Raw genomic sequence first — 25,951 nt, forward strand, 5'->3', positions numbered from 1 at the left:
AAATTAAAATCAAAAAGACCTCTCGAAACGAATTCGAGAGGCCATGTCATCAAAGCTCATAGCAACAAGGTTTTCAGATGCCCAGAATAGGCGCACTTCAACCGTGTATCTCCTCTATATCTTCGTAGAGTTTACAGATACAAGAAATGGCAGGCATTCTGACTTAAGCATCAACATCTTTTCCACCTTCCCAGTTACCCAGTGGCACTACGGAAAAGACTCTTCTATTACAGCGGCGAGACCGTGGGAGATTTACACTCCACTTTCCTTTTAACAGTAGAAAAACCTACTGCACCTATTTCTATTTTTAATTACGACTCTAATTATAATGGGTTGATAAGAAAATATCAATTGAAATTAAAAATAATTTTAGTTGTGTTTGAATCCCCCAATTTCCTGAGTTAATTAAAATGATTCAATTGTGAAGGTGAATTCTAGGGAATTATTTACAAAAAAATGAAGAATAAATTAACTTCCGCAAGTATACTTGCAAATAAATGGTTTTAGTTTTATAATGAAATTGTATATTGTAATAATTTATTCATGTGGTGATGAGTTGATTTTTTCGAATGATGATAAAAGCAGGTTTCTAAAGGCGTTTACAGACATAATAAAAAGTATCAACGGAAAGGGCCCTAAGAATATATATATAAAATATTATGAAGAAGAGCTTCACGTGGTATTACAGGGGGTTGTCACTGAATACGAACGCTATTTAATTGAGAATTTTGGAGATGAAGCGATTGAAGTATTTACTAGCTTTTATCAAAGAGATTGTTTGAATACGGAGTATAAATTTTTAAATAAAATCAACGATCAGTTTCAATTTAGTTTCTATAAATTAGAAGTTGATTTCTTAAATGATATTTTTGTATATAAAATGAAAATTATGCATCAAAGTGATTTGAACGAATAGCTTGGTTGGACTAAAAGAGAGATAATTATCTGGCTGAAAAGTAAAACCGATCTTAATATGTCATATGACATATTTAAGGTCGGTTTTTTTGTTATAAAAAATGAGGGAGGAAAATTTATGAAGGGGTTTAACAATTTAAAAACGGGCACAAAAATTATTTCTGGTTTTATTTTAGTTGCGATTATTACTGCTGTAGTAGGAGTCGTAGGGATGATGGTGACACAAAAAGTGGACGGTTATTTGGAAGAACTATATTCAGAGAGGCTAATTCCAAACGCGATTCTAGGGAAAATTCAGCTTAACCAAGCAGAAGCTCATTTTGAAATGGGGGAGCTACTTTATAAATCTCAGCTTGGTAATGTAGATAGTATCATTAGCGACGTCACTCAGACACTAAATCGTATTGCTACAGAGAACAATGATTTAATTGAAGAATATGAAGCCAGCAACCCACATGAGGACGAGCTTGCGCTACTAGAAGCCTTTAAATCTTCAAACACTGCCTACAGACAATACCGTGAGGAAATCATCTCATTGGTATCACAAAAAAAATACAGTCAAGCTATTAAGCTTAACGAAACGGCTGCAGAGCTCAGAGAGCAAACAGAAAATGATTTAGCAGATCTAAAGGATATGAATAACCAAATTGCAATAGAGCTTAAAGATAACAGTGATGCTTATATGATAATGGGTAGAACGACTACATTTATTTTAACCGCAGCGAGCATTTTTTTAGCCATTTTTATTGGATTATTAATTACTAGAAATATCGTCAGAGGTCTTAAAGAAACAGTCAAACAAGCTGAATACTTAAGAGAAGGTGACTTTAGGCAAAGTCAAAATGAAGCGTTCACGAGTAGAAAAGATGAAGTGGGTCAACTTGCGAAAGCATTTGATGAAATGACAGGTAAGCTTAAGACGCTACTTACAACCATAAATAGAAACAGTATGGAAGTAACTTCTACAAGCCAAGAATTAAGTGCAACAGTTGAGGAAATTAACGCTCAAGTGCAAAATGTAAACTCGTCAACACAGGAAATTGCAGCGGGTATGGAAGAAACATCTGCAGCCATAGAAGAGATAAGTTCATCAGGTATACAAATTAGAAACTTCTCAGAAACATTAGTAAATCAAGCTGAAGAAGGTAATATGAATTCAATGGAGATTGCAAATAGAGCTTCAAAGCTGCGTGAAGGTGCTGAAAAAGCAAGAGATAATGCAATCAATATCTATCAAGACAGACAAAAAGAAATCCACGCTTCTATCGAACGAGGTAAAGTCGTCTCAGAAATCATAGTCATGTCAGAATCTATAGAGAAAATTTCGGAGCAAATTAACTTACTTGCATTAAATGCAGCTATCGAAGCAGCGCGTGCTGGCGAGCATGGTTTAGGATTTGCTGTAGTTGCGGACGAGGTAAGAAAACTAGCTGAAGCATCTCGTAAATCAGTAGATCAAATAAATATTCTAGTAGAAGAAGTTAATGTTGCTTTTAATGATCTCTCATCAAACTCAAATGAGCTGCTTACATTTATTGACACAAAAGTAATCGCGGACTATGATGTACTTGTAGAAACTGGAGATTTATATCTTAAAGATGCTGAGTATGTCAGTCATTCTATGAATTCTTTTAATCTCAGTGCGGGAGAAATAAACACTGCCATCGATCATATCAACACAGCGATAGAATCAGTAGCCAGTGCTATTGAACAAGCAACCGCAAGTAGCTTAGAGATTACAGGGAACGTCGAGGAAGTTACTAAGGCTATTGATGAAGTCTCTAAGGTTGCAAATGTACAAGCTGCCTTAGCTGAGGAACTCAATAATAATGTCAATGTATTTAAAATTTAAACTAAAAGAGAATCTTTAACAGTTCAAGAGGGGAAGTCCCCTCTTGATATTTATAAAGGTAGGCAATGATGAAACCAGAATATGAAGAAAAAAGCCAAATGACTTATACTAAAACCTTATATAATCTCATTGATCATGCACCCATAGGTATGCTTTTACTAAATGCAGAGACTGAAGTAGTCTATGCAAATGAAGTGATGGAAGCCTATTTTGAATACTTTCCTGAAAGCGAGTCTAGGCAATTTGGGAACTTATTTAACTGTCAAATCGTCTCAAATGAAGCGGATGCCTGTGGAACAAAACGCCAATGCTCTAATTGTAAAATTAGAAACTCAATAAAAAATGCAATACAATACCACCGCCCAATAAAGGATATTAAAGTCCATAAGACATTTGTTAAAAGTGGGTTATCGCAGAATAAATGGTTGGATATGTCCATTGTACCTATCATTATCAAAGAAGAACTGAATCTTGTTATTTATATCAATGACATTTCAGAAAGTACGAAATACCAAATCAATCTTGAAATGGATGCGTTATTACATTATGAAGATAATAATAAGGAAAAGACTCAGTTTCACGAAAATGTGATTAGAGATATTAGTGAAAATTGTAATGCCGATGGTCAAGCGTATTTAATGCTAATTGAACTTAATCACTATCAACCGATTAAAGATACATTTGGAGCAATTTGGGCAAACGATTATTGTTTGGATTTTATAAATTACTTTTTTAGCTTGATAGAGAGTAAGGACTATGCTTGCCGATATTCTGAAAATCAAATTATGGCTTTTATTCCGTGTTCAAATTTTGATGTACAATATTATCTTGAACAAGTAAATAATTATAAGTACAAGCATTTTACAATTAATGCAAGTATGCAGATTAAAACCCTTATTTTGAAAGGTAAGAATCATAGTACAAATGAACATACCAATGATGAAGAATTATATCTCTCATATTTTAAGAGTATTTCGCGCCTTGAAAAAGCATTAAACAATGAGATTGTTGAATGGGAAATCTAGGTGAATCTTTTGTTTAGGAGGAGTAATGAAAAATAAATACAAAGTAGAAGATGATAAATTGCTAGAGGAGACACCAGTAAAATTTGAAGGCTACCCATGGCAAATCATTATCATCTATCTTATATTTGGCTTTACTTGGATCATCTTCTCAGATAGTTTCCTATCATTTACAGTGAAAAATCCAGACGCATACACTGCAATTCAAACCTATAAAGGGATGCTTTTTGTTGGTTTGACCTCTTTGATACTGTATTTCTTGGTTCGAACATATTATGATAAGACCTCGAAGTTAATCAAAGCAATCACGCTTAAAAATCATGATTTAGTATCTTACTCAGAAGAGCTCGTAGCCATGAGTGGTGAATTAAACGATAAGATTTTTGAATTAAATCAAACTATGGATGATTTGGTATCACAAAAGCAATATGTCTACGAAATCTATAACAACAGTAATACCGCGATATTGGTGTGGAACCTTAAAGGTGAAATTATCGAAGTGAACAATAGATTTATAGAGCTTTTAGGCTATAGTGAAGACGAGTTGATTGGTAAGAAATGGTTTGAGGTCATCTTACCTGACTCTGAGAAAATCATCGTGACAGATATCATTTCAGGCCTGAAGGAAAATTACAATGTTTCAAATTTTGAAAATAAGGTGAAAGCAAAGTCGGGTCATATTTTTGATATGATTTGGAATGATTCTTTAATTCAAGATCAAAAGTCAGGAAAACCAATAGTCGTATCATTTGGCATCGATATCACTGCTGAGAAGGAGAATGAAAGGAAGGCTTTTGAACATGCCTACACTGATTCGCTAACTAAGCTAGGAAATAGAGTGGTTTTTGAACAGTTTGTGCAGAACTTGATTGAGAAAGGCCAAGGCTTTACGGTTTATTATTTAGATATTGATAACTTTAGAAACATCAATGACTATTATGGTCACAAATACGGTGATTTGTTTCTCCATGCATTTTCAGAACGATTAAAAACGCATTTTTCAAAATATGGTTTATTTAGATGGTGCGGAGACGAGTTTATGATCGTAAATGAAGACACCTCAATCCATGGAATAAATCAAGTTATAGCAATCATTACAAATGAGCTAACACAACCTTGGCAGTACGAAATGGTGGATTATAATCCCACAGTTAGTGTGGGGATAGTGAAATACCCTGAGGACTGTAAGACCATTGAAGAGATCTACAAAAATATAGATCTGAGCTTACATCACTCAAAAAATAAAGGCATCTCAAATGTAAGTGTTTATCATCCAAACTATCAAAAGGATTTTGAAAATAGAGTTGAAATTGAAAAATTAATCCATGATGCGATTCAAATGAATGCGTTTGAACTTAATTTTCAGCCGATTTATCACCTTGATACCAAAACTGTTCGTGCCATAGAGATACTCATCAGATGGAAAGATAAAACGATTAAGGTATCTGCTGGGGAGTGGATCGCTATCGCTGAAGAAACAGAGCAGATACTGAAAGTGGATCAGTGGGTAATTAAAACGACCTTTGAGTTTGTTCAAAATAACTTGAAAGGTAAGGACGTCATTACAACCATTAATATTTCATCGAAAACGCTTTTATCTGATATTTTCATAGAGTTTGTGAGAAAAGCAAAGACAGAATTTGATATTCTACCTAACACTATCGAGTTTGAACTAACAGAACACTCTTTAATAGATGACCTTAACAATAGCTTGAAACAGGTTAATGACCTAAAAGCATTAGGCTTTAAAATCGCACTTGACGACTTTGGGACAAGATACTCATCATTGAATTATCTGAGTCATATGCCATTTGATAGTCTAAAGATTGACAAATCCTATGTTGATAAAATTGTCAATCAACCAAGAGATTTAATAATTGTTAAGCAAATCGTTCATCTATGCAATCAGCTAAATATCGTAACAATTGCAGAAGGAATAGAAAGCATTGAACAGCTAGAGCTCCTACAAGAGATAAAATGTGATTTTGGTCAGGGGTATTTATTCTCAAAACCAGTGGATGAGAAAGGCATATTAACGCTCTTAGAAGTGAAAACATAAGAGGTGTTATTTCGTGTAGTGATGGGTAATTCCCATACAGATCAGCGCACCAATCCAGGCTGTAACGACAACACCCCACCAAATACCAATAAGCCCAAGCTTAAAAAATGTTCCCAGTAAAGGAAATAAAATGATAGGTAGCATCAATTGCCTCAATAAGCCGATCCATACGGCAAATTGAGGCTTTTTTATTGCCTGAAGAATAGATAAGCCAATGTTCAGAATAATATAAGCATTGAACGCAAGAAACTCTATCCGAAGGTATCTAGCACCTTCGAAAATAACGTTTGAATCACTATTGAATAATCGAATGAGTTGGGAGGCAAAAGGATAGATGATCAACATGCCAATTGTCATAATCAAGATGCCAATTTTAAGGCTTTCATGATAGGTTTGTCTAATTCTTTCATGATTACCAGCACCAAAATTTTGACCAGCAATTGTGAGTGCAGAAGTGTTTAGACCTATAGCAGGTAATAATGCAATTTGCTCAATCCTAACGGCAACGCCATACCCTGCAATCGCAGTATCATCGCCATGTAGATAGATGAAGTAATTAATAACATAAATGCCAAGTGCAATCGTAATCATATTGAGTGAAGCTGGTATGCCTTGAGATAAAATGCTTTTAATTGTTTTAAACTGAATCAAGTTGAACTCTATTCGCCTTAAACCCAATAGCTTACGACATTTTAGCGCAAGATAAAAGTTCCCTGTCAATTGTACGATCACCGTAGCAAGTGCAACGCCAAATGTCCCCATTTTAGGAAGTCCAAATGGACCAAAGATAAATAGTGGATCTAGAATGATATTCATGATAAATCCAATAATGAGGAAATTTCTGTATGGCTTTGTTAGACCTCTAGATGAAAGTAAGGCGTTGAAGGCGGAATTAAGTCCAAAGAACAAAGTACCAGCATAAATCCCTCTCAGATATTGCACCCCTTTACCAAGTGTGTCTCCAGTTGCACCTAAAGCAGATAGTAAGATGGGTGAAAGCACAATTCCTGAAATAGAAAAAAGGATACTTACGATAAAGGTTAGAAAGATGCCATTTGCTGAGAGGACTCGTACTTCCTCTTCATTTTTTTTTCCTGCAGCGATAGAAAGAAGTGCAGAAAGACCAGTACTAATCCCTGCAGTTATAGCAATCAGCATAAAAAAGACTGAAAAGGATAAGGACATACCTGCAAGTGATGACGTACTTAGCTTGCCCGCATAAAACGTATCAACTACATTAAACATCGTGTTGAAAAACATGCCAATACTCACGGGGATCGCCATGGTTAAAATTTGTTTTTTTATATTACCCTTCGTATAATCCTCTGGAACCATTTGCACCTCTTTATCAATTAAGGTTTTCTTAGTTATAAGGTATAATACCCAAAATGGGCCAGCACTATCAGCTTGACAGATACAACTGTGGTCTTAACTGGAGCCGGTTTGCATAATTTATGTTATGTCACGCATATGTCACACAGATGTCCTACTTATGTCACGTTGTGAGGGTATACATCTACCAGAGGTATAAAGAACTTGAAAAGAAGTGATGAAGTGCATTTTTTATGTGGGCACTTTAAATGCATGGAACTTATAGTGCAACCGGCTTTTCTTAAAACGATGTTTTAAGAAAGGGGTAATTATGAAAGCGAGGTTTAAACGCTATCTAGCGATAGCAATGACGGTTCTTATCATCGTATCTATGATCCCAACAGTGTTTGCTGCTACAAATGGCGAAGTTGTAGAAGGTAATAACCCTGACAAGGATCATGACATTCTTAATTCAGATTCAGGCAGTATTTATCTAGATGTATCAGACTATAACTGTGTAAAGTTTGACGAAGTTATAGTCGAAGGTAAATCATATGATTACGGATTTGGATCTGTTGTTTTTACTAAAGTTGATGTCGATGAGCCAGATGGAGTGGATAAAGACCCTAAACCACCTAAACCACAAAATTGGTCTTGGACATCTACTTCACCGATCAGCTATTTCTTTATAAAAACGGGGAATTTCAAACCTGATAAAGCGCCTTATTATATTGAGGGTCAAGAAAATCAAACCGCTTATCTTTTTAATATAGGTGGTGCAACCAGTGGAGAGTTTGTCATTCCAACGCAACAAGGAATTAGCCACTTCTTCGTCTTTACAAAGACACCTGACAAGGGCACGATTAAAGTGCTGAAAACGCTATCAGGTGATCCACCACCTACTAGTGCAACGTTTACATTTGAGCTTTATGAAGACAAAGAGCCACTTGGAAGTCCTATAGATACAATTACCATCACGGGTGCAAATGAGGGCTACTTTAAAGATGTAAAATTTGGCAACTATATCGTGAAAGAGGTAAGTATTCCTGATAAGTACCATGTAACTACAAATGATCAAGAAGTTACAGTTGTATTAAATAATCTTTCGCCAACTGTCACCTTTAATAATGAATATACAGAGAAATATACAATTTCAGTTAAAAAAATCATTACAGGAGATACACCACCAGAAGGAATTGAATTTACTTTTAATTTAATTGATGTGAGCAGTGATAAAATTCTACAAACAGCAAAAATTAAAGAAAATGAAGTCTTTAATTTTGATCCTGTACCAGCAGGACAATATAAAATTGAAGAGGTTAATTTACCAGATGGGTTTACAGCAGTGACTGAAAATCCAAGCGCTGTGTCAGTAGATGGACGCAACCCTAGTCCGCTAATTACTTTCACTAACAATTATGAAAAAGATAAGTTTAATATCCGATTGATTAAAGTGGTTTTGGGCTCGCCTGAAACACAACAAATATTCAAATTCCAATTATGGCGTGTTAACACTGAAGGGCCTGATACCCTAATGGAAGAAAAGAATATTTTAGGAGCAGGCACGATTACCTTCTCAAGTGTCGATGCTGGTGAGTACTATATACGTGAGGTATTGGGATCGACTGACTATGAGCTTATGAACGACAACGATATCCCTGTAATCGTTGGACCAGATGTAAATACAGTAGTTCCAACCTTTACAAATGCCTATTTAACTTATCCTATTGAAGTGAGAAAAGTTCTATCTGAGGATTCTGACACGCCACCAGATCCAGATGTAGAGTTCACATTTGATTTGTATAATAAACTTGATCTCACAACCATCCTTCAAACTTTGACTCTAAAAGTAGGGGAAAGCAAATCGTTTGATGCTGTCCCTCAAGGTGATTATGTGGTTGTAGAGCGTAAAGAAAATATGCCAGAAGGCTTTGAACAAGTGGCTGAGCCTGGGGAAGAGGACAAAGAAATCACAGTAGGTCCACTCACTCAAAATGAACCACTTACTTTCATCAACAAGTTTACGAGACTGTATGAAATCTATGTTTCTAAAGAACTATATGATGAAAACCCTGAGTACAGAAACTTAATTGGACCGACAGCTGTTTTACCATCGTTTGAGTTCAAGCTTTATAACACAAGTGAACCGGATGTGGTAATAGAGACTATTATGGTTCAGGCTTGGAGTGTTGGTAAGTTTAGTCCAGTTCCTGCAGGAAACTATAAAGTTATCGAGTCGAAAACGAACAGTAGCTATGAGCTTTACGTAGGTGATGGTTCGCCAGAAGAGCCATTTGATCTCAATGAAGATTTTAAATCAAAACGACTTCTGTTTGTAAATCGATTCGTTCAAAACTATGATATAGAAGTTGAAAAAACACTTGTTGGCGGCAATGCAAACACGGTGTTCACTTTCAGATTATTCGAGGTTGAAAACCCAGAATACCTTCAAGAAATTCAAATTGTGGGTTCTGGCAAGGCGTCGTTTGATCCAGTACCTGCAGGTGAGTACTATGTAAAAGAGGTTACCGTTAGTGGTTATGTTCTTGAAACGCCTAATGACGTGGAAGCTGTCGTTAATAGTGATTTCCCAAGTATTACTGTCAGCTTTAGAAATCGATATGAAGAGACTACTGAAACTGAGACGATTACTGAAACGACTTTACCAACAGAAACCACGCTTCCTACTGAAACGACTCTGCCTACTGAGACAACGACAGAACCTACGGTGGATGTCACTGTAGAATCAGTTCCATTAGGACCAGCTGAAGAAACTGAAGAAATTACTGATATCGTACCACTTGGACCTGCTTTACCACAGACAGGTCAAGTTGGACCAGAGGTATATTATGGCATCGGTAGTTTGGTTTCATTACTTGGTATTTATATGAAGAAAAACAGTAAAAAATAAGGGTAAAAGAGTATAGAATTTGAAAAATTGCGTTACAAGTGAAAAGGAAGGGCTATTTCCCTTCCTTTTTCCTTTTCCAAATGATACTCTAGGAGAGAATAATAAAAATACTTCAAATTTAACAATTTTACTAAAACATTTCTGGGTATATAAATAGCTAATCTACTTTTCACAGTTGAAAATTGATAAGAATAGAGGTAATGATGATGAAGAAAAAAGGTATAGGCTTAGTTGTCCTCTTATTAATGCTACTGACAATTTTAACAGCTTGCGCTCAGTCTAATAATAAGAATCCACTGGACCCAGAAAAACCGATTACAGTGACCATTTGGCATTATTATAACAGTAGTACTAAAGAAAAATTTGATGCTTTGGTAAATACATTCAATGAAACCATTGGTCTTGAAGAGGGAATTGTTATCGACGCGCAAAGCCAAGGAGATGTTAACCAATTGGCAAATGCGGTGTTTGATGCAGCAAATCAAGCAATCGGCTCTTCTCCGATGCCAGACATTTTCGCATCCTATCCAGACAATGCTTATCGTGTCAGTCAGATTGTACCTTTGATCCCGCTTGCAAGCTATTTCACAGAAGAGGAGCTAAAATTATATCGAAGTGAATTTTTAGAAGAAGGCAAATTTGTCACTGATAACACTTATTATATTTTACCGATAGCAAAATCAAGTGAAAATTTATACATCAATCAAACAAACTGGGAACCATTTGCGACTGAAAATGGTTTGTCGGAACTAGATTTACAGACTTGGGAAGGGCTCTATCGCGTTTCCAAGCTTTATTATGAGCAGACCGGTAAAAGCTTTTTTGGATTCGATGCTACTGCGAATTTTATGATGGCCGCAGCTATGCAAATGGGTGAAGAAATTTTCACGTATAATGAAGATGGTAGTGCGAAACTGACTTTATCGAAGGAAAAAGCAAAATTGATTTGGGATTACTATTATGTACCATATATCAACGGTTATTATGCAAAGACAGGTCGTTTTAGTTCCGATGATGCAAAGACGGGAACTGTAATTGCTTATACAGGATCGACAGCTGGTGCTGGCTATTTTCCTACAGAGGTTACTAAAGAAGATCAAACGGTGTATAAAATCGAGCCTCTGGTATTGCCATATCCTTATTTTGAATCGGGAGATAAGATTGCCATCCAGCAGGGTGCAGGGATGTGTATCAGTAAAAGTGACTATGCACATGAGTACGCTGCTTCATTGTTCTTAAAATGGTTGACAAGTCCTGAACAAAATATTGATTTTGCTGTATCTACTGGGTATTTTCCAGTTCAAAATAGCGCGATTGATTCAGATAAACTTATCGAAGCATCTGACAAAGCGGAAAGAACAAATCCGGCAATCCATCAATCCATTGCTTCAAGTATCAAGATGTTTGACACCTACACCCTTTATAACAGCAAGCCGTTTAACGGCAGCTATGACATGCGTGTCTTTTTAGATGCAGATCTACTGGATAAGGTAACAAATGATATCACCACGCTGGATAAACGAGTGGCGGCTGGTGAAAGTAGAGAAAAAGTAATAAGAGAGCTTATTTCTGAAACTAACTTTGACAGTTGGTACAATCATCTTTTGACAGAAGCAGAGCTCATCATGAAATAATCGGAGACTATTTATGATCAAGTGGCAAAAAAAATCGATCCTGTCGAGATTGTCTATGATGACCTTAGTGATCGTGTTATCTCAGACCATCTTACTGGTTGCTTTATTGGTTTTTGGGGGCGTTTTTAATCAAGCGGAGTTAAATGCCTACCAAACCTTCTACGACAAGGTCAATAACAGGCGGGATTATCTACAAAGAGAGATGAAAAATAGATGGACGAATATCAGTCCTTATCTTATGACGATTCGAAAAGCCGTTTCTGAAAATCCAGACAATCATGACGCCTTTTTTGAAGCATCAATAGATGAGTTAATTTTAATGCTTAGAACCAACCAAGTTACTGGTGCGTTTATTATTTTAAACGAGTCAAGAGTTCAAGATTTTAGATACCCATCGCTCTATATTAGAGACTATGATCCACTTGCAAATGGTTATACGGATGACGATTTGTATATGGTCAATGGCCCTTCTGACCTTGCTAAAAATCTTCAGATTCCACTAGATCAAGGCTGGCAGTACAATTTGCAGTTAACAGAGGAAAATACACCGTTTATACAAAAGCCAATTGAGAGTGCGATGATTACCAGCAAGTCAAACTTAGTAGGCTACTGGAGTCAGCCTTTTAAGCTAAAGGATGGCGATATGGACATCATCACTTATTCGATGCCACTCTTAGACCTTTCAGGTGAACTTGTTGGCGTTGTCGGTGTGGAAATTTCAGTGAGTTATCTTTCAAAGTTTCTTCCTGCAACAGACTTACAACCGAGAGATTCTCTTGGCTATATTATTGCATATAAAGAATCGACAAGTGAAGCACTCGTCCCTTTAATAACAGGTGGTGCACTACAACAAAGATTAATTGATACAGATACGCCTCTTGAACTTGCTTTAGAGGATGAGGGTAAAAAGATTTATCGACTAACCAATCACTTTGGAAATGAAGCAATCTTTGCTTCGTATGAAAAACTGGGGTTGTATGCACTGAACACACCATTTGAAAGTGAGGACTGGTACCTCATTGGATTTATGCGATCGGACTATCTGCTCAGCTATGTAAACCGTATCGCACAAATATTAGAGATTTCTATCGCACTTTCTATAGGCATCGGTATATTGGGTGGCATCATTATCAGCTATCAAATGTCCAAGCCAATTATTGGTCTTGCAAAAGAGGTGAGAGATTCAAATCAAATGCAAACCATAAAGCTTAGCACAACGGGGCTTAGAGAGTTAGATGAACTGTCTTTTGCAGTGGAAACTGCGAATAAGATGATGCTGGATTCAGCATCTCGATTATCGAAAATAATCGACCTTGTTTCCCTTCCAATAGGTGCATTTGAGATGTCAAAGCAGACGGAGTCCGTATTTGTGACTGATCAGTTTTACGACATACTGGAGCTTACAGAATCCGAAATTTTATCTTGTGGTGAGAAATCAGCTTTTTCTGAAATGCTAGGACGTATTTTCTCAAATCCTGAACCGGAAGAGGAAAATGTTTACAAACTAATGGGCATGCCTACCCGCTGGGTAAAAGTCATGATCAAAGAGACTGAAAACGATGTATTGGGTGTGGTTCAAGATGTCACTGACGAAATTTTAGAGAAAAATCAAATCAAGCAGGATCGAGATTTAGACCCACTCACGAAGCTATACAACCGGAAGGGGTTCCAGTGGCGTGCGGAGAAGATTATTCCTATCGCTAAGGGTGAAAATGCGCTCCTTATGTTCGATCTTGATTTCTTAAAGCAGATCAATGACGCTTACGGTCATAAATGGGGAGATGTCTATATCATAAACGCAGTGGAAAATCTCAAGAAAACCGCTCCAGAAGGTCATATGCTATTGGGGAGGCGTTCGGGCGATGAATTTGTAATGCTTTTACATGATTATGAAACGAAGGAAGAACTTATAAAAGCCGTTAATCAATTTTTTATGCGTTTAGAGGAGCGAAAAACAGTGTTTCCAGATGGCAGCTTAAAGCCGGTTCGTATATCAGGTGGTTTACTTTGGTTGTCTGACAGAAGCTTAAGCTATGATGAGATGCTGCATTATGCCGATGAAGCGCTTTATGATTCTAAACGTTATAATAAGGGTTCGTATACCATCAGTCAGTACCAAGCATAATTAGGAGGCAACATGGAAATTTTCAATCACAAAGCAGAATCCAGCGGGATTAGCATCACCATGACAGCAGTGCCATGTGGCAAGGATTATTCTATAACACTTTCAGGTGGTGACGTACCACATATCGGAGCGACAGCAGTAGCTGTGCCAAGAGAGAGCTTAGACAACTCGAAAATGCCTTTAGAGGAAAAGAAAAGTTCTGCCAGTGCCAGTGTCATCTGTGTGACTGGACATAAAGAGGATGAGCTTGCGCGTAGGGTTGCGCTGAAGTTGAGTACAAAATGGCAGGTAAATTGTGTGGTTTCAGCTGGCATTCATTTATCTAACATAGAAGCGCATACATTCGAAGTCGTTGAAAATATAGTGGACACATTGGTTCAGACATTTAATGAATGGGTGACGCTTCAAAAGGAAAACGTCGTTTTAGTGGATGAAAAGGATCAGATGATCGGCACGATGGATAAATGGCGTGCACATAAAGAGGGGCAGCTGCATAGAGCCTTTTCAGTGCTAGTGTTTAATCAAAAAAACGAATTGCTTTTACAGAGAAGAAGTGCAACCAAATATCATACACCACTACTTTGGACAAACACGTGTTGTTCACATCCTAGAAGTGAAGAAGCGGTTATCGATGCAGCACACAGAAGGCTGAGAGAAGAAATGGGCTTCGACTGTGAAATCACACCATTGTTTGAATTTTTATATAAAGTGGAGTTTGAACCTGGACTATTTGAACACGAGTACGATCATGTTTTCATCGGTAGATGGGAGGGTGAGGTGGCGTTTGATCCTTCAGAAGTAGACGCTGTAAGATGGATCAGTTTAGAGAAATTAAAAGGTGAAGTTCAGAACCAGCCTGAAAACTTCACCTATTGGTTTAAATATCTTCTGGAAAAAGGGTTTGATCAAATTCAAGCGGCGATTAGCTAGAAACCACACGGCATCTACCCGCTTGCTTACCTGAGTATAAAGCGGTATCGGCACTATGGATGCATCCATCTATGGTGCCTTTTTTATCGTACAGGCTCATGCCGATGGTAAGCGAAATCTTAGCTTCAACCGGGCTAAAAACATTCTGTGTCACTAGCTTAAGGATTTGATTAGAGAGTGCCATCGCATTTTGTTTGTCCGCTTCATGCAGGAGGATTAAAAATTCCTCACCACCCCATCTGCCGATCACGCCTCGATCGCCCAAGAATTCTGTGATTAACTGTGACAGTTCTACCAGTACTTGATCGCCAATATCATGTCCATAGGTATCGTTGATATTTTTGAAGTGGTCGATATCAGCAACGGCTATATGAAAGCCTTCACCTGAAAGAATGGCTTTTTCAATCTGGTAAATCATGTGCCTTCTATTGGGAAGTCCAGTTAAATAGTCGATGTTTGATAGCATCTCAACTTCTTTTAAAGCAAGCTGTAAATCTTCAGTTCGCTTTTCTAAATCAGCCGTTCTTTTTTCAACCTCACTTTCAAGCTTTAAGTTCATATCCTTAAGCTCTAAAAGAATTTCACTGTTTTCAATTGATAGTTTTTCAGATTGAGAGAAGGCATATGCCGACTTTGCCGATAGCATGTAAGCCTGTAGGAAGACGAAAAAAGTCAATCCAAACGGAATCATGGAAGGGATATTTTTAAGTGTCACCTCATAAAGGTAATCATTGACGAATACGATGAGCAAGCAGCTAAATCCAACTAAAACGGCACCTGTAAAGGGCACTTTTTTATAAAGACCATAAATCAAACGATAAAGTATATAGAAAAGCGTTGTAAAGCCAACCACCATATAGAAACCTAATAGTCGATCAAGCCATACAAAAGGCAAAATAAGGGCAAATATGGTGTATAGAATACTTATCCCTAATGAGAGATACACGGCAAAAGGCCTGATTAAATCTTTAAACGAGCTGTATAAAAACGCGCAGAGGCTTGAAAAACCTAAATAAACAGCGATATAGGTAAGACGTGCAAAGCCTTTAAAGTTGAGGTCGAAAAACGTCGGCAGGAATCTTTCACCAACCAACAGCATGCGAAATGCAAATGCCAAACAAAAGATGCCAAAATAGAGTGGCGATCTGTCTTTACTGCGTTTGATAAAGAGACCGATGTGGTAGACGCCCATGATGAATAAGATGCCAAATAAAAGTAAGTCTCTGGATAATTTAAGCTTTGAAGCATCGGAAATTTGATCTGCAAGCCCCAGAAGAGGTGCCTTAATCGCCTTATCGCCAAAGTGAAAATCCGAAGCTTGATAGATAATCTCTAATTGATGGTCAGTAGGCTTAAAGTAAGACTGAGTTTGTTTATAATAAGGGGTACTAGATGCCTGATCGACGCCTACCTTACCCACTTCGGTTTGGAAGGTATCATCTATGAATAGCTTATATGCACTCATAACGATGTCAGTGGATAAACCGTAGACTGCATCAGACGATGGTAGGAGAATCGAAATATGATAGGTACCATAAAAGTAGTCGCTATTCATCAGTGTACTGCTGAAGGTATCTCTTGAAGAGGGCACGGTCACCCATTGTAAAGGGGAGCTTTGACCGTTCTTGATATCAATGGCGGAATAAAAGGCATCATAATAAAAAGCCCATTCACCGTTTAAAGCAACTGGTCCATTTTGAACAAAATCCCATTCTCTAAGATCGAGGATCCCATTTTCAATTTTTGGTGTTGTCACACTATTGTTTGAGGGTAGTACCAAAGGGATGAATATAACACTCAAAAATCCAACAATGATCAACAGTCCAAGCCAAGTTTTTTTTCTCATTAGAATCCTTCCTATTACTTTTCTCGTCCTAGTAAATGGTATTCTCTATTCTATAAATTTAGTTTATCATAAAGATAATAACATTAGATATGAATATTGCATTGTTAACCATTAAAGTTAGAAAAAGTTAGTAAAGATTGAGAAAGATAGGAGATAAAGATGATTTATATAGAAACGGAACGGTTAATATTAAGAAAATGGAAAGATGAAGACTATTTGGAATTTAGAAAGATGAACGCTGATTTGGAAGTGATGCGATTTTTTCCAAAGACTCTGAATGAAACTGAAAGTGACCAATTTGCAGAACGCATAAAAACAGACATTGCGAAGAATGGTTATGGATTATTTGCTGTTGAGGAAAAGAGCAGCCGTTCATTTATCGGTTTTATCGGTTTCAAGGAAGCAAATTTTGAAGCGGAGTTTACACCTTGCATGGAGATTGGCTGGCGTCTAACTAAAAGTGCTTGGGGGAAAGGGTATGCAACAGAAGGTGCAAGAGCTTGTTTAACTGCAGCCTTTGAAACATTTGGTATTGAACAAGTATATAGTTTTACAGCAAAGATTAATTTGCCATCAGAAAATGTTATGAAGAAAATTGGCATGAAAAAGATAGGTGAATTCGACCATACAAGAGTTGAATCTACAAGTCCACTTTATAGACATATTTTATATCGATATGATAAAAAGGATTATTATAGAGAAGCCATTAGAAACTATCAGCCCATCAACGAGCAGGAGACCTTGGACAAGCGTATGATTGAAGACTTAATACAACTTTACGGGGATCAGCTACTAACACGTGAAGTTGAGGTTGCACATATGACCAGCTCTGGGTTAATTCTAAACCAAAGCTTAGATAAAATTCTCATGGTACATCACAATATTTACAACACATGGGCATGGACTGGTGGTCATGCGGATGCGGACACGGATCTTTTAACTGTTGCCATAAAAGAAGGGATTGAGGAAACGGGGATCAATGCTCTCGAGCCACTTAGTGATCTGCCATTATCGATAGATGTGTTAACCGTTAATGGTCATTATAAAAAGGGTAAATACGTTTCAGCACATCTTCACTTAAACTTAACCTATGTACTCATTGCATCTGAAGATGCGTCACATCAGATAAAGCCTGATGAGAATAGTGGTGTTATGTGGATTCCTGTCGATGCACTCGAGCAGTATTCAAATGAACCTTTTATGATAGAAGTTTATAGAAAAATAGTGAATAGAGCCAGAAATCTTAAATAAAATCCGCTTAATAAAAAGGTTGAATATTTTGAATTGTCACAAAGTTGTCATATAGTGGCAATCATACTGTCACTTTACGTCGAAAAGTGAATTTGTTATACTAATAGTGACTTTTAAGAAAAGGAGATAAGGTTATGACACCTTCTAACTGCTAAACAGAAGCGAACTGAACAAAAAAAGTGAACCGCCTTAGTGGGGGTTACTTGTCGTTTTTAGCTTAAAGCAGTTAGACATCCTAATAAAGTCATGATATAAATCATCATTTTGAAAGTAATAAAGGCTTCCTAAAGGGAGTCTGATATTAGTATGACTTTATAAACGTAGGAGATGTCTCCTACGTTTTTTATTTAGCAACAATCTAACTTGCTTATATCATATCAATTAAGGAAGTGAAAATATGTTTGAACTATCATTCAATAAAGTTATGAAATACATGGGCACACATCTGCTATTAGAGGATTTGTCCTTTCAAATATACTCTGGTGAACGGGTTGGTATCGTTGGTCCAAACGGGTGCGGTAAGAGTACCATTTTAAAATTAATCGCAGGGATAGAGCCTTTTAACGTGTACATTGGTTCTTGGAGCGTCGGTTACGATAAAGGACAAATCAATATACCTAAAGAAGCAAAGGTGGCATATCTGGAGCAGATTCCAGTTTATCCAAGCGATATGTTGGTTAAGGAAGTTTTGATGCTTGCCTTTGAAGAGACGCGTGCATTGGAAAGTAAACTACGTTCAATTGAAGAGCAGATGAAGCATGCAGATGAAAATGCACTTAATATTTTACTTAAGCAATACGCAAGTGTTACAGCAGCCTTTGAAACTGCTGGCGGCTATGACGTTGAGGAAAAATACAGTCGGATCTGTATCGGTTTGGATTTTCAAGAAGCCTTTCTCAATCGACCATTTGAGCTATTAAGCGGTGGAGAAAAAACGACAGTGATATTGGGCAAACTCTTGATGGATCAACCAGACATCTTGCTTTTAGACGAACCTACCAATCATTTAGATACAAAAGCAATTGAGTGGCTAGAAGGCTATTTAAAACAGTATAAAGGCATCGTCATCATCGTCTCCCATGACCGTTATTTCTTAGATCAGGTGGTTGAAAAGGTCATTGAGATAGAAGGTAAATCGGCGAAAATGTTTAAGGGGAATTACTCTGAGTACGTGAAGCAAAAGGAAGAGCAGGTTCGTATTGAGCTGGCGCAGTTCATGGAGCAGCAGAAGAAAATCAACCAAATGGAACAAGCGATTAAATCATTGAGAGATTGGGCGATTCGAGCGGACAATAACAAGTTTTTCAGACGTGCTGCGAGTATGCAGCTCAAACTTGAAAAACTGGATAAAATGGACCGTCCACAAATCGACAAGCCAGGTATGAAACTGGGATTGACAGCCTCAGGTCGAACAGGAAATGAAACGATAGTTGCCACTGATCTGTGCAAAGCATACGATGGAAAACGTCTTTTTGATTTTGCAGATGTGCTCATACAGTACAAAGAGCGTGTGGTACTCGTCGGACCAAATGGCAGTGGAAAAAGTACATTTATCAAAATGCTTTTGGGCTATGAGACAGCAGACAGGGGTCATCTTAAGATTGGATCAGGAGCAAAGGTGGCTTACTTGCCGCAAGAGATAGAGTTTGAGAATACACAGCTTAACGTACTTGAAACCTTTAGAGATGGGATTGATATCCCTGAGGGAAAAGCAAGAGAGTACCTGTCAAAATTTATGTTCTTTGGGCCACGTGTTTTTACACCTGTTTCGGCACTATCAGGTGGCGAGAGGATCAGATTGAAGCTGTCTAGATTGCTTTATGAAGAGGTGAACCTTCTGATTTTAGATGAGCCAACCAATCATCTGGATATCGATGCAATAGAGACACTTGAAGAGGCGCTTGAGAACTTTAAAGGCACCATATTCTTTATTTCACATGACCGATATTTTATCAACAAGATTGCAAAACGCGTCGTAGCAATAGAAAAAGGCAAACTTGTCAGCTATGATGGCAATTATAATGATTACCGCAATGAGCTTCAAAAGAGGCAAGATCAAATGCAAGTTGAGACTATAAAAGTCGAACCGATAAAAAAGAAAGAAAAGCGATCTGAACCAGATGAAGCGGTCATCAAACAACGTGCTATCGATAAAATTGAGAAAGAGATTGGTTATCTTGAGTTTGATCTCGCTCAAATCGAAGCTGAGATGGCAGAGTGTGGAGATGACTATATAAAACTCGGTGAGTTATATGAACAGAAGAATCAGAAACAAGAGGCGTTAGAGGCCCTTTGGGAATCCATGCTGGAATAATATATGTAATAATATTAAAGCCTATGCTATATAATAACACTCAGTGTAATTATATAGCATAGGCTTGTATTTTTTACTTATATCTTTTTAAGTCGATTCAAGATTGTGATGACAGCTTTTGAGCTTTCATCCATTTCTAGTAAAACGGATTCTGCTTTGTTTCGATCACCAGCATTATATGCTTTAATCGCTCGTGAAGCTTGTTCGTGTAGAGCAGCGTGAGGCTTTTCCATCTCAGTCAGTAGACCTTTGTACTTGTCAATATTCATTCCGACATTGTCCACCCATTTTCCTAAGCGGCAGGTCTTATGTGTGCCGACTTGCTCAGGTGAGAGGCGATCAAAGCCCAAAATCATATTGTAAACACGCCACCTCCAAATCAGATGATCACAAATACAAAGTTCAAGTTGATTCGTTACGCTCAAGCCATCAATATGTCCGATTGCTTCTATTCTAATACTGTCTACCATTTTGCTTATGGTATAGAAAACTTCACCTGTTTTGTTGGTTTCAGATCTTAAATGTTGAATCTGCTCGTTTATCAAACTTAAACTGGATGCCATTTCTTCAGTTGCAGCGGTTTGCTCTTCTATATTCGCTGTAATCTCTAAGAAATTACTGCTAATGCCTTGAAGCGAAGTTCCCATCGTGTCCATTCCATTCATTGACTTGTCTATGGCATGACGCCCTATAGAAAAAGTATTGGTCGCATCATCTATAGAGTTTGTGCTAATCATCACTTCTTTTGAGAGGCTTCCTACGAGCGTTTGAATCTGTTCAACCTGCTGCTTAGTATTATCAGCAAGTTTTTTAATCTCATCTGCGACAACTGAAAAGCCACGTCCAGCTTCACCTGCTCTTGCAGCTTCTATAGATGCGTTGAGAGCGAGTAAATTGGTTTGATCGGCTACTTGTTTGATAACCGCTACCATGCCAGAAATCTTCTCAGCTTCATCGTTGACGCGATGCATTGCGTTTTGCGCTTCTTGTGTTTTAACAAAGGCTTCCTCAATTTGCTTAAATGCACCAGTAATATCACCAATACAACCAGAGGTGAGCTTAAGTGCCTGTCCTGTGCTATCGCTTGATGCTGCCACAAACTCAGAGATGTCAGTTACAGACGCGCTGACTTCTTGTGAGCTAGCTGCAACACCTTCGACGCGTATCGCTTGATGATCCATGTCTACTAACATATCTTTGATATGATCCTGTCTTGTCATAAAAGTAAGTAGTTCGTTAATTGCCATTAAGGCTTTCTCGAAGAACTCTTCTTGTTGATTTCTCTTATGTCTTGGAACCGTTTTAATCTCATCATGGATATGCTGTGAGCTGCTGTTATTACCTTTTAAATCTTCTTTGTTCTTATCCCTCTTACTTAATTTCCACATATTTATCTCCTTTTATCTCTATAGACCCCATTTCTATAATTGACAAATTATGTATAAATGTTTTGGCTGTGAAAAATATGTAATCGAGTGTAATTATTTATTTACACATCGTATCACAATTGTGACATAATTCACAGACTTATTTATGGATTTAGAATTTTTATGCGTGATAATCGCATTATGGTGTATATATGTAATATTATAAGTAGAGGCAATTTGAACAGGTGAAACAGGATTAACTGTAAGTACGAAATAAACTTAGAGGCGATTTTATGAAGAAAAAGCAAAAGTCAAAAGATCATTTCAGAGCAAAGGTGACAGCCATATTAATTGGTATAATAATGTTCTCTATAACCGTTGGCTTCTCCTTCTATGAGCTGAATCGAATCAATCAAGCAGAAATACTTCGGATAACAGAAGATTATGGGATATTTGATAATACAATTAGAAACATGATTTATTCCAAAATTAACCTCATAAAAGGCGCAATTGCCTATATTCAATCCACAGATGATTTAACGGATGAAGCGTTTTATAATTATATGGGCAATTTGTTTTCTGAAAACGATGAAATAATAAAAAATGTTGGGGTCATCTATGGTACGATCATCCACTGGAATTATCCTTATGAAGAAAATAAGGCGAGTATCGGAATTGATCTAAGTACCATAGAAGCACAAAAACCTTATATTGAAAGGGTTCAAAATACAATGAAACCTGTCTTCCAAGGACCTGTTGATCTTGTACAAGGAGGCAAAGGCTTTATCATTAGATACCCATTTTCTAAAAATACAGACACCTATTTTGGACATGTAAGTGTTGTGCTAAAAGAAGAGGTCTTTAATGAAGTGCTTGCAAATCTTGAGAAATCTCTAAAAGTTAACCTTTTGATTAAGGATAATGACAAAATTATTTATGGTGAAGACAGCTTCTCAGATGAGAGCACACGTTGGTTTGAGTTTGAGGACGGGCTTATTAACTGGCAGTTGGGAATAAGTTTAGGCAAACAACCATTTACAACTTATATAAATATGGTGATCTATATTTTTATTGGTATATTTCTACTTGCTGGAACTTCTATATTTAGTTTTGTTATATTAAGAGCAAATGATGTGATTAAAAATGAGTCGATTCATGATCATCTTACTGGACTCCGTAATAGAAATTCACTTGATGAAACCATTAAGCAAGTGTTTGCATCCGCTGAGCGGAATAACCACGATGCAGGAATATTGATTATTGACCTCAATCGATTTAAAGACATCAATGACACCTATGGGCACATCGTTGGTGACGAGGTATTAAAAGAGACCGCATCCCGATTACAGCAAGCCATTCGGACGGATGAAATCCCATTTAGAATCGGTGGCGATGAGTTTTTAATCGTCATCCCATATGTTCATGAAAAAGAGAACTTACAGCAGATGAAGAAGAGGCTAAAGAGCGTTTTATCCTATAAGCTTGAAATCAATGGCTACAGTGTTTTAGTTACTGCTAGTATAGGATATGCTGTCTATCCGAAGCATGGACTCGACTTCGATATGTTGTTTACCATCGCTGATGAACAAATGTATGTTGATAAAAGCACTGTAATTTAGGTATGAAGGAAACCTTATCAAATCCTTAAATAAGTATTAAATGCAATGTGACCACCTTGTCACATTGCATTTATTATGCTATTTTCAGAATATACTTAGTCAGTATGACTATAGAAAGGGGTTTGTCATGAAAATTATTGAAATCAATCAGTTGACGAAATACTACGGCAAGCATCGAGGCATAGAAGGCGTCTCCTTTAGTGTGGAAGAGGGAGAAATCTTTGGTTTTATCGGTCCAAACGGTGCCGGTAAATCGACAACGATAAGAACGTTACTATCACTGATCTATCCAACCAGTGGTTCAGCAACTATTTTTGGAAAAGACTGCATACAGTTCGGCGATGAAATCAGAAAAGACATCGGCTATTTGCCATCAGAGGTTTTCTACTATGAAAACATGAAAGTAATTGATGTGCTTAAATATTCGGCAAGCTTCTATGAAAACGTAGATATGAGTAGAATTGAAAAACTGTCTAAAGCGATGGATCTTGACCTAAATAAGAAGATTGAGGATTTATCCTACGGAAATAAAAAGAAAGTGGGTATCGTGCAAGGTTTACTTCACGAGCCAAAGCTCATTATTCTAGATGAACCGACCAGTGGTTTAGACCCGTTAATGCAACAAAAATTCTTTGATCTTATTCTCGAAGAAAATAAGAAAGGGGCGACAATCTTATTTTCATCACATATCTTATCTGAGGTTCAAAAGCTATGCTCAAGAGTGGCCATTATTAAAGAAGGCAAAATCGTTAAAGTAGAAAATATCAATGAAATGCGCAATAACACATATAAACGCGTCATTATAGAATCTACTTCTGAAGGCATTGCTTCAAAATTCAACTTTGAAGGCATCACAAATTTACAGACAACTGCAGAGGGCGTTCAATTCCTCTACAAAGGAAATATCAATGAAATTATTAAAGTTCTCTATACTTTAGATCTTAAAAATATCATTATAGAAGAGCCAACGCTTGAAGAAATCTTCATGCACTACTATTTAAAGGAGGCATAATATGAACATTTTAAAGCAAGAGCTTAAAATGGGCAGAAAATCCCTCATAGTATGGGGCCTCTCTTTGGTTGGTACACTCGGTCTTTTTATGGCGATGTATCTTGTTATACACGATCAAGTGGCTGATTTTCAAAAGGTTTTTGAAGCTTTTCCACCTGAGTTTAGAAAGGCACTTGGCATCACGACCACAAATCTAGGTGAAGTTCTAGGCTATTTTAGTTTCGCATTTCTCTATGTTTTGTTGGCTGGCTCTGTACAAGCGATGAATCTAGGCGTATCTGTTTTATCTGCAGAAGTTAGAGATAAAACAGGGGATTTTCTATATGTTAAACCCATTAAAAGAAGCAAAGTCATCACGATGAAAATGCTTGCGGTCTTTATTCAAATCATTATAATGAACGTGGTGATGATCGCATCAAGTTTTATAATTATTAAGTTAGTAAGTGACGAGAGCTTTGCGTTTATGGACTTTTTAGCGATGGCAGGGACGCTATTCATGCTTCAAACGTTCTTTGCATTCCTCGGTCTTGCTGTATCTGTATTCTTAAGACGCATTCGCACCGTTTTGCCGATCAGCATGGGTGTGGTGTTTATGTTCTACATCATTTATCTACTGAATCAAACACTAGATGATGCGAAGTTAGCATGGTTATCGCCATTTGGCTATTTTGACTTAGCTTATGTTTCAGAGCATTTCGCCTATCAAGGTAAGTTTGTAGCCGCATGGTTTGTTTTAAATGCCGTATTTATCTTTTTTACTTATAAGATTTTCAGTAAAAAAGATTTACCGTCTATATAGGAGGTTCATATGAATATTGTACTTAGAGAGCTTAGGGCACATATGAAGTCTCTAATCATATGGTCGATTGCACAGATATTCATCATCCTAGCTGGAATGATGAAATACGTAGGATTTTCTTCATCTGGTGTGGATTTAAAAACCATGCTTGAAGGTTATCCAGAAGGACTGATGAAAGCACTTGGCATGAATCGTGTGGATTTAACCACTGTAGAGGGTTTTTATACCGTATTTTTCTTATACTTTATGCTGCTTGCTGCGATACACGCAGTGATGCTCGGAGCGGTTATCATCTCTAAAGAAGAAAGAGATCACAGTGCAGATTTCATCTATTCGAGACCTGTCAAAAGAAGTAAAGTTGTCTTTAGTAAACTGATTGTTGGCGTCATCAATGTCATCATTTTTAACCTAGTTACACTGGTTACTTCAGTTATCATGATCGCTCAAAATAACGATGGCAACGGCTTATTGCCAGAGGTTTCACTTTTAATGTTGGCACTCTTCTTCATTCAGCTCTTCTTCTTAACGTTAGGTGTATTACTAGGTGCCGTCATGAAGACGACCAAGGTTGCCACCTCAACGGCGACAGGCATCGTGTTGGGCACTTTCTTCTTATCGATTGCATCTGATTTAAGTGATAAAGTTGAGTTCCTTAAATATATCACACCTTTTAAAGCTTATCAGGCCAGTGATGTGGTGCTGGAGCATACGATGAATGTGGCTTCGACAATTGTACTGATCGTATTAAGTGTCATATTTGCATATGTTGCAAACCAACAATTTTATAAGAGAGATCTGTCAGTTTAATATAGGATTTAGTGGATCATATATTTGACAATTATCTTATTTTGACACATCTGATAGCATCATTTTATCTTAAATAATGCCCCATATCTTTAAACCTTCTTCCGTGAAATAGAGGTCATATTTTAAGAAAAGAAGGAATAAGAGATGGGGTTTTATCTTGCACCAAATGTCACATTT

Annotated in this window: 17 protein-coding genes, 1 pseudogene and 2 riboswitches; of the genes and pseudogenes, 15 read left to right on the forward strand and 3 right to left on the reverse strand. The window is 37.2% G+C overall.

The annotated features are described in order from the left end of the window. Nucleotides 1-131 precede the first annotated feature (131 nt). Nucleotides 132-314: riboswitch (cobalamin riboswitch) on the reverse strand. Nucleotides 315-514: 200 nt separating this feature from the next. The 4 genes from AC4PID_RS09425 (at nt 515) to AC4PID_RS09440 (ending at nt 5,848) form a co-directional block, all read left to right on the forward strand. Then, entirely contained in the window at nt 515-916 is a 402-nt protein-coding gene (locus AC4PID_RS09425) for a Na-translocating system protein MpsC family protein (RefSeq protein WP_492135322.1), read from the forward strand. Nucleotides 917-1,033: 117 nt separating this feature from the next. Beyond that, nucleotides 1,034-2,767, forward strand: coding sequence for a methyl-accepting chemotaxis protein (locus tag AC4PID_RS09430; protein ID WP_492135323.1), 1,734 nt, complete (start codon nt 1,034-1,036; stop codon nt 2,765-2,767). 68 nt (nt 2,768-2,835) lie between these two features. Further along, nucleotides 2,836-3,792, forward strand: coding sequence for a diguanylate cyclase domain-containing protein (locus tag AC4PID_RS09435; protein WP_492135324.1), 957 nt, complete (start codon nt 2,836-2,838; stop codon nt 3,790-3,792). Between the two features lie 25 nt (nt 3,793-3,817). Beyond that, on the forward strand, nt 3,818-5,848 hold the full coding sequence (locus tag AC4PID_RS09440) for a sensor domain-containing protein (protein WP_492135325.1): 2,031 nt from the start codon (nt 3,818-3,820) through the stop codon (nt 5,846-5,848). A 6-nt stretch (nt 5,849-5,854) separates the two neighbouring features. Here AC4PID_RS09440 and AC4PID_RS09445 read toward each other — a convergent pair whose 3' ends face one another. Further along, nucleotides 5,855-7,183, reverse strand: coding sequence for an MATE family efflux transporter (locus AC4PID_RS09445; RefSeq protein ID WP_492135326.1), 1,329 nt, complete (start codon nt 7,181-7,183; stop codon nt 5,855-5,857). Between the two features lie 198 nt (nt 7,184-7,381). Then, a riboswitch (cyclic di-GMP riboswitch) is annotated at nt 7,382-7,465 on the forward strand. A gap of 25 nt (nt 7,466-7,490) precedes the next feature. Between AC4PID_RS09445 and AC4PID_RS09450 the strand changes: the two genes are divergently transcribed. The 4 genes from AC4PID_RS09450 to idi all read left to right on the forward strand — a co-directional run bounded on the left by AC4PID_RS09450 (nt 7,491) and on the right by idi (nt 14,759). Continuing rightward, nucleotides 7,491-10,070 carry an MSCRAMM family protein gene (locus AC4PID_RS09450; protein ID WP_492135327.1) on the forward strand — a complete coding sequence of 860 codons (2,580 nt, stop codon included), beginning with the start codon at nt 7,491-7,493 and terminating at the stop codon, nt 10,068-10,070. 203 nt (nt 10,071-10,273) lie between these two features. Then, nucleotides 10,274-11,704: an extracellular solute-binding protein gene (locus AC4PID_RS09455; protein ID WP_492135328.1), complete on the forward strand. Its 1,431-nt coding sequence runs from the start codon at nt 10,274-10,276 to the stop codon at nt 11,702-11,704. 13 nt (nt 11,705-11,717) lie between these two features. Continuing rightward, nucleotides 11,718-13,829, forward strand: coding sequence for a diguanylate cyclase (locus tag AC4PID_RS09460; RefSeq protein ID WP_492135329.1), 2,112 nt, complete (start codon nt 11,718-11,720; stop codon nt 13,827-13,829). Between the two features lie 12 nt (nt 13,830-13,841). After that, nucleotides 13,842-14,759, forward strand: coding sequence for an isopentenyl-diphosphate Delta-isomerase (idi, locus tag AC4PID_RS09465; RefSeq protein WP_492135330.1), 918 nt, complete (start codon nt 13,842-13,844; stop codon nt 14,757-14,759). Here the strand turns inward: idi and AC4PID_RS09470 are convergent. Further along, entirely contained in the window at nt 14,752-16,605 is a 1,854-nt protein-coding gene (locus AC4PID_RS09470; RefSeq protein ID WP_492135331.1) for a diguanylate cyclase, read from the reverse strand. The two genes, idi and AC4PID_RS09470, sit on opposite strands and share 8 nt — an antisense overlap. A 231-nt stretch (nt 16,606-16,836) precedes the next feature. Here AC4PID_RS09470 and AC4PID_RS09475 point away from each other — a divergent pair. The 3 genes and pseudogenes from AC4PID_RS09475 to abc-f all read left to right on the forward strand — a co-directional run. Beyond that, nucleotides 16,837-17,151, forward strand: a pseudogene (locus AC4PID_RS09475) (GNAT family N-acetyltransferase); the annotation flags it as partial. A 54-nt stretch (nt 17,152-17,205) separates the two neighbouring features. Then, entirely contained in the window at nt 17,206-17,856 is a 651-nt protein-coding gene (locus tag AC4PID_RS09480) for an NUDIX hydrolase (RefSeq protein WP_492135373.1), read from the forward strand. A gap of 397 nt (nt 17,857-18,253) precedes the next feature. Beyond that, the gene (gene abc-f, locus AC4PID_RS09485; RefSeq protein ID WP_492135332.1) at nt 18,254-20,170 is read left to right on the forward strand and encodes a ribosomal protection-like ABC-F family protein; all 1,917 of its coding nucleotides are present in this window, start codon (nt 18,254-18,256) and stop codon (nt 20,168-20,170) included. A 77-nt stretch (nt 20,171-20,247) separates the two neighbouring features. Here abc-f and AC4PID_RS09490 read toward each other — a convergent pair whose 3' ends face one another. Then, complete coding sequence (locus AC4PID_RS09490; protein ID WP_492135333.1) at nt 20,248-21,558, reverse strand: methyl-accepting chemotaxis protein; 1,311 nt, start codon at nt 21,556-21,558, stop codon at nt 20,248-20,250. A 272-nt stretch (nt 21,559-21,830) separates the two neighbouring features. Here AC4PID_RS09490 and AC4PID_RS09495 point away from each other — a divergent pair, with 272 nt between their 5' ends. From AC4PID_RS09495 to AC4PID_RS09510, 4 genes are all read left to right on the forward strand, one after another. Beyond that, nucleotides 21,831-23,156 carry a sensor domain-containing diguanylate cyclase gene (locus AC4PID_RS09495; protein WP_492135334.1) on the forward strand — a complete coding sequence of 442 codons (1,326 nt, stop codon included), beginning with the start codon at nt 21,831-21,833 and terminating at the stop codon, nt 23,154-23,156. Nucleotides 23,157-23,283: 127 nt separating this feature from the next. Further along, complete coding sequence (locus tag AC4PID_RS09500; protein ID WP_492135335.1) at nt 23,284-24,168, forward strand: ABC transporter ATP-binding protein; 885 nt, start codon at nt 23,284-23,286, stop codon at nt 24,166-24,168. 1 nt (nt 24,169) lies between these two features. Beyond that, complete coding sequence (locus AC4PID_RS09505; protein ID WP_492135336.1) at nt 24,170-24,967, forward strand: ABC transporter permease subunit; 798 nt, start codon at nt 24,170-24,172, stop codon at nt 24,965-24,967. A 9-nt stretch (nt 24,968-24,976) separates the two neighbouring features. Then, nucleotides 24,977-25,774: a DUF2705 family protein gene (locus tag AC4PID_RS09510; RefSeq protein ID WP_492135337.1), complete on the forward strand. Its 798-nt coding sequence runs from the start codon at nt 24,977-24,979 to the stop codon at nt 25,772-25,774. Nucleotides 25,775-25,951: the final 177 nt, after the last annotated feature.

It is taken from the genome of Fusibacter sp. QWL-12 (genome assembly GCF_058683495.1).

Bases quoted from the DNA above. Each gene is read 5' to 3' on its own strand.
- AC4PID_RS09425 (WP_492135322.1), top strand. From the start codon at position 515: ATGAAATTGTATATTGTAATAATTTATTCATGTGGTGATGAGTTGATT.
- AC4PID_RS09430 (WP_492135323.1), top strand. From the start codon at position 1,034: ATGAAGGGGTTTAACAATTTAAAAACGGGCACAAAAATTATTTCTGGT.
- AC4PID_RS09435 (WP_492135324.1), top strand. From the start codon at position 2,836: ATGAAACCAGAATATGAAGAAAAAAGCCAAATGACTTATACTAAAACC.
- AC4PID_RS09440 (WP_492135325.1), top strand. From the start codon at position 3,818: ATGAAAAATAAATACAAAGTAGAAGATGATAAATTGCTAGAGGAGACA.
- AC4PID_RS09445 (WP_492135326.1), bottom strand. From the start codon at position 7,183: ATGGTTCCAGAGGATTATACGAAGGGTAATATAAAAAAACAAATTTTA.
- AC4PID_RS09450 (WP_492135327.1), top strand. From the start codon at position 7,491: ATGAAAGCGAGGTTTAAACGCTATCTAGCGATAGCAATGACGGTTCTT.
- AC4PID_RS09455 (WP_492135328.1), top strand. From the start codon at position 10,274: ATGATGAAGAAAAAAGGTATAGGCTTAGTTGTCCTCTTATTAATGCTA.
- AC4PID_RS09460 (WP_492135329.1), top strand. From the start codon at position 11,718: ATGATCAAGTGGCAAAAAAAATCGATCCTGTCGAGATTGTCTATGATG.
- idi (WP_492135330.1), top strand. From the start codon at position 13,842: ATGGAAATTTTCAATCACAAAGCAGAATCCAGCGGGATTAGCATCACC.
- AC4PID_RS09470 (WP_492135331.1), bottom strand. From the start codon at position 16,605: ATGAGAAAAAAAACTTGGCTTGGACTGTTGATCATTGTTGGATTTTTG.
- AC4PID_RS09480 (WP_492135373.1), top strand. From the start codon at position 17,206: ATGAAAAAGATAGGTGAATTCGACCATACAAGAGTTGAATCTACAAGT.
- abc-f (WP_492135332.1), top strand. From the start codon at position 18,254: ATGTTTGAACTATCATTCAATAAAGTTATGAAATACATGGGCACACAT.
- AC4PID_RS09490 (WP_492135333.1), bottom strand. From the start codon at position 21,558: ATGTGGAAATTAAGTAAGAGGGATAAGAACAAAGAAGATTTAAAAGGT.
- AC4PID_RS09495 (WP_492135334.1), top strand. From the start codon at position 21,831: ATGAAGAAAAAGCAAAAGTCAAAAGATCATTTCAGAGCAAAGGTGACA.
- AC4PID_RS09500 (WP_492135335.1), top strand. From the start codon at position 23,284: ATGAAAATTATTGAAATCAATCAGTTGACGAAATACTACGGCAAGCAT.
- AC4PID_RS09505 (WP_492135336.1), top strand. From the start codon at position 24,170: ATGAACATTTTAAAGCAAGAGCTTAAAATGGGCAGAAAATCCCTCATA.
- AC4PID_RS09510 (WP_492135337.1), top strand. From the start codon at position 24,977: ATGAATATTGTACTTAGAGAGCTTAGGGCACATATGAAGTCTCTAATC.